Annotated in this window: 8 protein-coding genes; 6 read left to right on the top strand and 2 right to left on the bottom strand. The window is 40.1% G+C overall.

Annotation, left to right across the window (positions count from 1 at the left end; all coding sequences use genetic code 11):
* Window positions 1-237: 237 nt before the first annotated feature.
* On the bottom strand, window positions 238-1,017 hold the full coding sequence (locus tag R2Q66_RS19070) for a hypothetical protein (protein WP_316752021.1): 780 nt from the start codon (window positions 1,015-1,017) through the stop codon (window positions 238-240).
* Window positions 1,018-1,228: 211 nt separating this feature from the next.
* On the opposite strand from R2Q66_RS19070, the gene R2Q66_RS19065 reads away from it, so the two are divergent.
* Genes R2Q66_RS19065 through R2Q66_RS19040 form a run of 6 tightly spaced genes read left to right on the top strand, consistent with a single transcriptional unit; the run spans window position 1,229 to window position 6,388 of the window.
* On the top strand, window positions 1,229-1,837 hold the full coding sequence (locus R2Q66_RS19065) for a MarR family winged helix-turn-helix transcriptional regulator (protein ID WP_316752019.1): 609 nt from the start codon (window positions 1,229-1,231) through the stop codon (window positions 1,835-1,837).
* A gap of 30 nt (window positions 1,838-1,867) precedes the next feature.
* A complete protein-coding gene (locus tag R2Q66_RS19060) occupies window positions 1,868-3,367 on the top strand; it encodes a phytoene desaturase family protein (protein ID WP_316752017.1) in 1,500 nt (499 codons plus the stop codon).
* 2 nt (window positions 3,368-3,369) lie between these two features.
* On the top strand, window positions 3,370-4,206 hold the full coding sequence (locus R2Q66_RS19055) for a phytoene/squalene synthase family protein (RefSeq protein WP_316752013.1): 837 nt from the start codon (window positions 3,370-3,372) through the stop codon (window positions 4,204-4,206).
* Window positions 4,203-4,706: a hypothetical protein gene (locus R2Q66_RS19050; protein ID WP_316752010.1), complete on the top strand. Its 504-nt coding sequence runs from the start codon at window positions 4,203-4,205 to the stop codon at window positions 4,704-4,706. Before R2Q66_RS19055 ends, R2Q66_RS19050 begins: the two co-directional genes overlap by 4 nt.
* Before the next feature lie 25 nt (window positions 4,707-4,731).
* Window positions 4,732-5,208 (top strand): sterol desaturase family protein, encoded by a 477-nt coding sequence (locus R2Q66_RS19045; RefSeq protein ID WP_316752008.1) that lies wholly within the window; start codon window positions 4,732-4,734, stop codon window positions 5,206-5,208.
* Window positions 5,195-6,388 carry a lycopene cyclase family protein gene (locus tag R2Q66_RS19040; RefSeq protein WP_316752006.1) on the top strand — a complete coding sequence of 398 codons (1,194 nt, stop codon included), beginning with the start codon at window positions 5,195-5,197 and terminating at the stop codon, window positions 6,386-6,388. The genes R2Q66_RS19045 and R2Q66_RS19040 overlap by 14 nt, the downstream gene beginning before the upstream one ends.
* On the opposite strand, the gene R2Q66_RS19035 is transcribed toward R2Q66_RS19040, so the two are convergent.
* Entirely contained in the window at window positions 6,334-10,371 is a 4,038-nt protein-coding gene (locus tag R2Q66_RS19035) for a two-component regulator propeller domain-containing protein (protein WP_316752004.1), read from the bottom strand. The two genes, R2Q66_RS19040 and R2Q66_RS19035, sit on opposite strands and share 55 nt — an antisense overlap.
* Window positions 10,372-10,528 lie beyond the last annotated feature (157 nt).

Below are 10,528 nucleotides of genomic sequence, written 5' to 3'. Positions count from 1 at the left end.
CATCATTGCTCCACAAGTTTTGGGATTGATCCGCGATTCGGTGAGTCATTTGTAAAATTCACCCTACTCACCGAATTACACATATTCAACTACTGAACAGGAAGTTACACACTGAATATCTTGTAATCGTTAAACTGAAAAGCTATTTTTGTTTCACCCTTAATCACCGTTTCTTCGTCTTCCCTGATAATTCTCCATAGAAGTCAAATGTTCTTTTAACCATTTCATAGCGTTGTTTTACATCTTTTCTAATGAGCTCTGACGATTTTTCATAGCGCTAATTGTGATGAAAACAAATACAATAACTGCAACTATATAACAAGCATACACAATTAATTCCGGACCATTGTTCTTTCCATTGGAGACTGCAATTGCGATTAATGCCCAAATCCCCACAACCGCATATTCGCGCATATTTCGCAGCCTGACCATCACAATATTGACCAAGCCTGCTGCTGTAATCATGATCACCGTCCAGGTTACCGCAGAAATCCCCCATCCAGACCATTGGATTTTGGTAAGCCAGGCGGATATATTGGCAATAAAAGCAACAGAAATCCATCCAGAATACAGTGCAAAAGGCCAGTAAATAAAAAGGTAACTTTTAAAGGGATGAGCATCCAACTCCATGCGGGTTTTGATGATAATCTTACCTAAGGAGATCAGCAGTACCGCCATCAGGAGAACAGACAATCCGGTATAATCATACAACCAGGCAACGACCCAAAGGGAATTGGCAGCACAAGAAAGTACAAACCACCAACCAATTTTCAGGACCACCGAATCCTCCCCTTTTTTTAAAAAATTACGTCCGGTATAAAATACAAAAGCCAGTAAGCCCAGGTAAATCAGTCCCCAGATAGAAAATGCATATCCCGCAGGCGTAAAATAATTGAAATACCGATCTGATACCGTTTTCATGGTATTCCCATTCAGCATTCCTGAATTAGAAAGGTAGTTGACAAAGATCGTGACAATTAGAGCGATGCCATTGGCGATAGGAAGTATTTTCTTCATGTGATTGTGGATTAATTACCCTTTTTTACCAGATGATCATGTTTTTGAGCGCATGTACTATACCTCAATAACAGCCTCAGCGGTAATTTGTTCAAGCCTGTATTAGTACAATAATACACTTTAAATGATCATAAAAACAAATTTAATTTATCTATTAGTGCAATATAACACTATATTAGCGTAATTATTAGCCTTAGTCAGTCTAGAAACTATGTATTACGATTTAATAAAGGAGGTGGTAAGTCTGATTGAGATTTACGAAAATGAGTCTGATCAGCATGCTCAGGATGTGCATTCATTTGGGCTATGGCTCAACGAATATTCCAAAAAAAAAGGCCTGCAGCCCCCTTCAGAGCCTGAATGGGAAGGGAAATCCAAAGGAAGATCAGCCGATAGCGTGATTAATACGTCCTTGGTACACCTGTCCAGGTATGCAAAACTACAGGCAAAGGTGGCGATCGCGAACACTTCATTTTCTACTCCTGATGATTTCATCTATTTAATCAGTTTGGTCGCTTTTGGAAGTATGACAAAAACTGCATTGATAAAATTGAATGTTCATGAAAAATCCGCTGGTATTCAAATCATCAATAGATTGATCAGCATGGATTTAGTAGGACAAACGACTATAGATACGGACAAAAGGAATAGAATGATCCACATCACTGCAAAAGGAACCCGGCTTTTAAATGAAAGTATGGAAAATATAAGAGCAGCAACGAAGAATGTCACGGAACCGCTCTCTCACGAAGAAAAAATGCAATTGATCAAAATACTGACCAAGCTTGAAGATTTTCACGAAGCAAAGTCAAGAGCATAAGCCCTAAACTCATCCAAAGGAACCACCAGAATGTCAACTAACACAAAGAAATCACAAACTCAAATTGCCATCATTGGTGCTGGTTTTGCCGGAATCAGCGCTGCAGCATACCTGTCAAAGCAAGGCTACAAAGTAGACGTTTATGAAAAAAACGCAGACATTGGAGGAAGGGCGCGGCAACTGATTACTGATAACGGCTACCTATTTGACATGGGCCCAAGCTGGTATTGGATGCCCGAAGTATTTGAAAAGTTCTTCAACGATTTTGGCTATAGAGCGGAAGACTTTTATGAGTTACAATTGCTTGATCCTGGTTTCACGGTAGTTTTCGGTGCCGATGATGTGTTAAATGTTCCGGCCAATTTTGAGGAATTGTGCCAGTTATTCGAAAGTATCGAAAAAGGAAGTGCCGTGAAGCTTAAGCAATTTTTAGCCGAAGCAGCGTATAAATACAATATAGGCATGGGCAAACTGGTGTACAAACCCGGACTTTCCCTATTAGAATTTGCAGATGTAGACCTGATCAAAGGCCTGTTTAAACTGCAGGTGTTTACCTCTTTCAGCGAGCACGTTAAAAAGTACTTCCAAGATCCCAGGCTCATTGCATTAATGGAATTTCCGGTCCTGTTTCTTGGCGCGATGCCTGAAGATACACCAGCACTCTACAGCCTAATGAACTATGCAGGGCTAAAACTAGGCACCTGGTACCCAAAAGGCGGCTTTGGAAAAGTAATCAAAGCGATGAAAACCATTGCTGAGACACAAGGTGCAAAATTCCATACCAATGCAGCGGTAACCGCAATCGAGGTAAAGGAAAATAAAATTGTGAGTTTAGTTTCCGAAAAAGGAAGTCAGCAATATGATGGGGTAATTGCGGCTGCAGACTACCATCACGTAGAAGAAAAATTGTTAAATGCTACGGAGCGGAACTACTCCGAAAAATATTGGGACAATAGAGTGCTGGCTCCCTCCTGCCTGATTTTCTATTTAGGGGTAAAAACGAAAGTAGCACGTTTAAATCACCATACCTTATTCTTTGATGAAGATTTAAAACAGCATTCAGAGGAGATCTATAAACAAGCCCAATGGCCAACAAAGCCATTATTCTATGTCTGCTGTCCGAGCGTCACCGATCCATCGGTAGCACCTGCCGGCCATGAGAATTTATTTGTATTAATGCCGCTTGCACCAGATATAAAAGACCCGGAAGCCATCAGGGCACAATATTTCGATCTAATTATGGACCGACTAGAGGCCTATACAGGGACTCCAATAAGAGCATACCTGGATTATAAAAAAAGCTATTGTGTAAGTGATTTCATCACAGATTACAATTCCTATAAAGGGAATGCCTATGGCTTAGCAAATACGCTGAGGCAAACCGCAAACTTGAAACCATCTATAAAGAATAAGAAAGTCAGCAACCTATTTTATGCCGGACAGCTGACCGTTCCTGGTCCGGGAGTACCTCCCTCGATTATTTCAGGAAATCTTGCCGCCCAACAATTGATTAAGCACCTAAATAAATAGCCATGAAAGAGATATATGATAAACTATCGGCCGAATGCAGCGAAATGATCACCAAGCGTTATAGTACTAGCTTTTCATTGGGTATATATTTTTTAGAGGAACGACTTCGTCATCCTATCTATGCCATTTATGGCTTTGTAAGGCTGGCCGATGAGATCGTAGATAGCTTTCACGATTATGACAAGGCTATTTTACTGTCTAAATTTAAAAGAGATTGCTTTGAGGCTATTGAAGATGGAATTAGCCTGAATCCGGTGCTCAATTCCTTTCAGCAGGCAGTCAATAAATATGACATTGATAAAGAGCTGATAGAATTGTTTCTTCGCAGTATGGAAATGGACCTTGAGCAAACGCTTTATACACCCGATAAATACAATGAATACATACTTGGATCAGCTCAGGTGGTAGGTTTAATGTGCTTGCAGGTTTTTACTGAAGGAGACAAATTGCAATACGAAAAATTGAAGGATTCGGCCATGCAACTAGGTTCTGCATTTCAAAAGGTAAATTTCCTAAGAGATGTAAATGCGGATTATTATACCTTAAGTCGCAATTATTTTCCAAATGTGAACCTGGCTACCTTCTCTAATATAGAGAAAAAACAGATTGAGGCAGAAATAGAAGCAGAATTCAAACAGGCGCTGATCGGCATCCGCCAATTACCTTCATCGGCAAGAAATGGCGTTTATCTTGCTTATGTTTACTATAAAAAATTGTTTCATAAAATTAAATGCAGCACAGCGGAGAAAGTCATGACCCAAAGGATCCGAATTTCTAATGCCCATAAGTTCGGATTGATGTTCGACTCTATCATCCGTTACAAAACAAACACCATATGAAGCAGACCCTCTTTTTTATGTTGCTCCTGTTTGTAACCAATGCTTATGCAGGAGAACCGAATATTCAGGAAATAAAAAATCTGTTCCAGGCCTCCGCGAAAAGCAAAGCTGCTGCAGACCGGCTTTTAAAATTATTAGCTGAGGTTGATGAGTCCTCACACCCGCTTTTAATCAGCTATAAAGGGGCTTCAGAAATGATGCAGGCGAAATATGTGTTCAGTCCAATCACTAAACTTAAGCGATTTAACAATGGGAAACGCCTGATAGAAACAGCGGTAAAAAAGGCACCTGATTACCTGGAAATAAGATTTTTAAGATTGGCAATTCAAACGAATCTCCCGGCTTTCCTGAACTACAATGACGAGATTCAAAAAGATAAAAAGTTTGTGTTGGCCAATTTAAAAACTACCAAAGACAATACACTAAAGCAAAACATAGTTAAATATTTGTCGACTTCTAAGTATTTAACTGCAGAAGAAAAGAAAAATTTAGATTTATGATCGAAGAAACGTTAAAATTATAATCATGGATAACTGGATGATTTATTTATTGATTACCATAGGCACGTTTATTTTTATGGAGGGAGTAGCATGGTTTACACACAAGTTTGTCATGCACGGGCTATTGTGGGTGCTCCATAAAGACCACCATCAAAAAAAACCACATTTCTTTGAGAAAAACGATGCCTTTTTCTTAATATTTGCTACTCCCAGCATTCTTTTGTTCTTTTTCGGGGCAAAAGAAGGCTTCAACTGGATGTTTTACATAGGATTGGGAATTCTATTGTATGGAATTGCTTATTTCATGATCCATGATGTAGTCATCCATCAACGTTTCAAATGGTTTTCAAGGAGCAATAATAAGTACATAAAAACGATCAAAAGAGCCCATAAAATGCACCATAAGCATCTCGACAGACATCATGGAGAATCCTTTGGCATGTTGTTCGCAGCAAAAAAATACTGGCAACAATCACAAAAGAACAAGCATGGAGCACTTTGATTATATCATAGCAGGAGCTGGATGTTCCGGACGAAGCCTTGCGGTACGGATGCTGCCCTATCTGAAAACAACAAATAAGCGGGCGTTACTTGTGGACCATACGGAGAAAAAAGCGAATGACAGAACATGGTGTTTTTGGGAAGAACATCCGGATGTATTTGAGGCTGTGGTATATCGGAAATGGGATCGTTTATCATTTGCCAGCAAATTTATTGATCGGGAACTGGACATCCAGCCCTACCAATACAAAATGATCCGTGGACTGGATTTTTATGCGCATACGGATCAATTATTAGCACAGCATAGTCAGCAAATTACCAGCCTGCAAGGAAAGGTAGAAAATCAGTACACTCAGAAAGACAAGGCCTATATAGTCATCAATGGCGAAACTTTCAGCAGTGACTATGTGTTTAGCAGCATTCCTCAAATCCAGGAGAAAAAACCAGATCGCTACCAATATTTCCTTCAGCATTTTGAAGGCTGGGTCATAGAAACTGAAGGTAATTTCTTCGATCCAGACTGTGCCACATTGATGGATTTTAACACCTCTCAGCAAGCAGGTACCTCATTCGTATACGTATTGCCGCTCAGCTCAAACCGCGCTTTAGTAGAATATACTATTTTCTCCAGGCAGGAATTGGCTCCTGAAGATTATCGTACTGCACTGCAGCAATACATTCGGGAGCAGCTCAAATGTGAGCACTATACCATAGTTGAACAAGAGCATGGCGTGATTCCAATGACTGATCATCCGAACAAACGACAACAAGACCGCATTATTTATTTAGGTACCGCAGGAGGATTTACAAAAGGCTCTACCGGTTATACCTTTCGATTTATACAGAAACATACCGCAGCAATTGTTAAACAGTTGATGAGATCCGGGCATCCCAACATTTCAGCAATTTCAGCAGCAAGGTTTGACCTTTACGATGCCACGCTTTTAAATTTACTTAGCAGGGAACGCATTTCCGGTGAAGAAATCTTCTCAAGGATGTTTCAGAAAAATAGCGCTGTGAAAATCTTAAAATTTCTGGACAATGAATCTTCTTTGCTGGAAGAACTGCAGATTTTCAGTACTTTACAGAAAAGAGAATTTGCTATGGCCTTCTTGAATCGTAGCGCTTATTTGATCAGATTAAACTCTTTACTAAAGGAATTTCGATATTTCTTAATGTAATCCGATGGGTTCATCCCATATAGTTTCTTGAATTGTGTCCTAAAAAACTTGATGTCATAAATCCCCACTTTAAATGCTGCCTCATTAACATTTGTATTGGTACTCAACATCAACAATGCTGCTTTGCGTAACCGGATAGACCTTATAAATGCATTTAAAGATAGTCCTGAGATGGATTTCACCTTCTTGTAGAGAATAGAATAGCTTAGGTTACAAGACCTGGCCAGCCATTGCGCATTGAAATCTTCGTTACTTAGGTTCTCCTCCACAATGGCAATACAATTCTCCAGAAAGGCCTTATAAGTAGCCGATATTTTCTGGTTGTTATTACGAAGAGTAATGTTGTCCCTAAAATATTGGTGCAAGGCATCTCTATTGTCTAAAACGGCATTTATTTTAGCAAGCAGCAGGTCCTTATCAAAGGGCTTAATGATGTAATCATCTGCCCCGCTTTCAATCCCTTTTAATTTACTTTCCGAAGAGCTGAGGCCAGATAAAAGAATCACAGGAATATGGTTTAGCATAGGATCCGTTTTTATCTTTTTGCAGAGTTCCACCCCATTACCTCTCTCCATCAGCACATCACTGATCACTAGATCCGGCACGTATTTTTGCGCCAATTCAAAACCAATATTACCATTTTCCGCTTCATAAACTACAAATTGCTGGATAAAAATCTTCTTCAGGTACTGTCTAAGTTCCGTGTTGTCATCCACGATCAGCAAGGATCTTTTTTCAGTAATCTCCAAGGTGTTGATATTGGGCATCTGCAGGATTTCTTCATCCGGGATCTGCTCAACTCGCTGCAACAATTGATTTTGATGTCCTTCTGGCTGGATGGATGTATCAAACCAGAGTCCTTTTTTAAGCTTTATATGAAATGAAGTCCCGGTATTCGGATCGCTGGAATAATTAAGTTCTCCTTTATGGGCATCAATAAGTTGCTTTGCCAGGTACAAACCAATTCCAAAGCCTTTTTCTTTATTTATGGAGCTGTCTTTTTCCTGATAGTACTTTTCAAAGAGCTTGTTCTTGACATTATTGTTGATTCCACATCCTGTATCATTAATGAAAATCTTTACTTCAAATTCATCCTCTTCCACCTTAAACAGAATCCGACCGTTTTTAGGTGTAAACTTGAAGGCGTTGGAGAGCAGGTTGAAAATGATAATTTCCAGTTTTTCATAATCACCAAAAATCATCAGTTCCTGGTTTTCACAGTCAAATTCATACTGGATATTTTTGCTGGAAGCAATCTTCAGATAGCTTTCATAAGTCTCTTTACACAGCTGGTAAAGGTTAAGTTCATTGATCTGGATATTGGTACTTTCCTGCTCAGTGGTCCTGAAAAGCATCAGCTGATCCACTAGCGCCAACAAGCGGTTCGCATTTCTATAGATGATATTCAGCTCCTGCTTTAAAGTATCTTCCGTTTTACTGATTAACTCCTTAACGGGGTTGACGATCAATGTGAGCGGGGTCCTCAACTCATGGGTGATGTTGGTGAAGAAAGAAAGCTTTTTTTCATTGAGTTCTTTTTCCTTTTCAATTTCAATTTGTGCCAAACGCACTTTATAGTTCAGATCCAGCTGTTGTTGCTTGTACCTGACGTATAAGTAAACACCAATCCCAACGACCAATGCATACAGCGAATAAGCCCACCAGGTACGCTGCCAAGGTGGTAAAACGATAATACTGACTAACTTTTCATCGCCCCATTCACCTTCACTATTACTTGCTTTGAGGTGAAGCGTATACGTTCCTTCTTTTAATCTGCTATAATTTGCCGTTCTTATTTTACCAGCGTTGATCCAATTGTTATCCCAGCCTTCCAGAAAATAGGCATAATTGATTTTATCTGGTTTAGAGTATTCCAGACTGGTATATCCAAAGGATAGCGAAGCCTTATGATAAGGGAGTACGAGCTTTTCAATTTCGCCGCCAGTTCTCTTTTTAATAAATCCAGCATTCGCAACATCACTTAAAGGCGAGTTGTCTATACTTACCTCAGTAAGTAATATCTGCTGTCTTTCTTTGGAAAAGCTTATTTTCTCCGGTGAAAAAACATTAAAACCTTTGATCCCTCCGAATATCAGCTCCCCTGTTTTTAATCTGGCAGCAGCCAGGTAACTGAACTGGTTACTTTGTAAGCCATCGGAGGCAAAGAAATTATGAAACTTCTGATTTGTCGGATTGAATTTTGAAAGCCCGTAAAAGGTGCTCAGCCAGAATGCCCCTCCGTTATCGCGCAGGATATTCAATACCGCATTATTTGGCAGTCCATCGCTTTCTGTAAATCTCCTGTACTTCTGGTTGCTGGTGTTCAGCGAGATTAGACCTCCACCCTCCGTTCCTAGCCATAATACCGCTCCTTTATCTTCAAGAATGGTCCTTACGCGATACCCAATATCATACACCAGGTGTTTTTTAGATTTCTTGTCAATACGAATCAGTTTGCTATCCGTACCCGCCCATAAATTACCTTGCCGGTCTTCCACAAAGCAGAGAACATTTCCAATCGCATCATCAAACAGCTCAAACCTATTCGATGATGGATTAAACCTATATAGGCCACCATTATCGAATGTACTTGCCCATAAATTCTGCTGTTTATCCTCGTATAATTTCCATACATTTTCGAACTCCAAACCTTTCGTAGGATGGATACAGCTAAAATGCTCAAAAACTCCTTTTGAAGGGTTGAATCGGTTAATTCCGCCACCCCAGGTCGCGATCCAAAGGGTGTTTTTATGGTCATTTAGAATGGTGGTGATATTATTGCTACTCAGGCCATTCTTAGCTTCTTTTTTATAGTTTACATATAAATTCTTTGTTCGGTCCCAGCGGCTCAGCCCATTCCCATCTGTCCCAATCCAGATATAATTGGCCGCATCCTGCGCGAAAGAAGAGATAAAATAATTATGGTAACTATTCTTTTCCGAGGGATCAGGATTAAGAGTTTTAAAGCGGTACCGCTGATCGTCTATGATGTTGATCCCTCCTCTTAAAGTAGCAACCCAGACCCTGCCCTGATTGTCTTTTAGCATTCCCTTTATCGCTGTGCTGGTAAACAGCTCTTTGCCATTCAGATTAAAAGGCTGGGTGATCTTTTCTTCATTGATGTTCATCATGAAAATACCGCCGCCATCTGTGGTGATGCAAAGCTGATCCGGCTGATCTAAATACAAGCTCGTCACTGTCCGCGGTAAGGGTTTAAAAGAAAACTGTCCGGCGGATACGCTGTATTTATATATTCCTGCGCTTGTGCCCAGCCATAGGTTTCCAGAGCGGTCCGCCTGGATACAGGAGGCATACTTTAAAGTACTGTTTAAAAGGCCAACTGTATGCGTTTTCCTATCGTATTGGCATAAACCAACACCCTCAATAAACAACCATACCTGATTGTTTTTATCAATTTCAATAGCCGTTACCTGGTAAGAAACACGTTTTGAGGAACCGGCGGAGGATAAAAGCGGGATCTGGATCGTCTTTCCAGTTTCTTTCACATACCGTAGCAGGCCATCTTTGGCAGTGCCGATCAGCATATCATCATTGCCTTCTCTTTTTAAGACCGTCGTATTGTCGACCCGCTGTGTGCCCGATTTTGAAAAAGGATTAAAATATAGCGTACTGAATTTTTCCTGTGGCTCATTGTAAATGGATACCCCACCCATCGTGCCAATCCAGAGATTTCCAGCGTCGTCTTCTGCCAGACATTGCACCCTGTTGTTGAGGAGCGAATTTCTATCCTTCAGCTTTTTCCGGAAGATCTTAAAACTGTATCCATCATAACGGTTTAAGCCATCAAAAGTCCCGAACCACATAAACCCATTTCTGCTCTGAAAAAGACAATTCACCTCATTATTAGAAAGGCCATGTTCAATGCCCAAATAGAACACAGAAGAAAAATCAATTGCAGCTAAGGGCAATGTGATCCATAACAATGAAACAGTGATTGCAAGTCTTTTAAGCGGATTAAACATGTGGAGGTAAAGGAATATGATATTTAGGGCTGAATGTAGGTATTATTTGTGTTTTAAATAGCGGACTTACCGAGTTTACCCCCCTTTTTTAACTACTTCACCCCCTTTCCCAGCTGTTAAACCTATATACCTTAGCAAAGCGATTTACCACATCTTA

The sequence above is a fragment of the Pedobacter gandavensis genome (genome assembly GCF_032677645.1).
GTDB classification, from domain to species: domain Bacteria; phylum Bacteroidota; class Bacteroidia; order Sphingobacteriales; family Sphingobacteriaceae; genus Pedobacter; species Pedobacter gandavensis_A.
This window is presented reverse-complemented; position numbering and strand designations above follow the sequence as displayed.

Excerpts from the sequence above, each read along its gene's own strand:
- R2Q66_RS19070 (WP_316752021.1), bottom strand. The coding sequence starts at position 1,017 with ATGAAGAAAATACTTCCTATCGCCAATGGCATCGCTCTAATTGTCACG.
- R2Q66_RS19065 (WP_316752019.1), top strand. The coding sequence starts at position 1,229 with ATGTATTACGATTTAATAAAGGAGGTGGTAAGTCTGATTGAGATTTAC.
- R2Q66_RS19060 (WP_316752017.1), top strand. The coding sequence starts at position 1,868 with ATGTCAACTAACACAAAGAAATCACAAACTCAAATTGCCATCATTGGT.
- R2Q66_RS19055 (WP_316752013.1), top strand. The coding sequence starts at position 3,370 with ATGAAAGAGATATATGATAAACTATCGGCCGAATGCAGCGAAATGATC.
- R2Q66_RS19050 (WP_316752010.1), top strand. The coding sequence starts at position 4,203 with ATGAAGCAGACCCTCTTTTTTATGTTGCTCCTGTTTGTAACCAATGCT.
- R2Q66_RS19045 (WP_316752008.1), top strand. The coding sequence starts at position 4,732 with ATGGATAACTGGATGATTTATTTATTGATTACCATAGGCACGTTTATT.
- R2Q66_RS19040 (WP_316752006.1), top strand. The coding sequence starts at position 5,195 with ATGGAGCACTTTGATTATATCATAGCAGGAGCTGGATGTTCCGGACGA.
- R2Q66_RS19035 (WP_316752004.1), bottom strand. The coding sequence starts at position 10,371 with ATGTTTAATCCGCTTAAAAGACTTGCAATCACTGTTTCATTGTTATGG.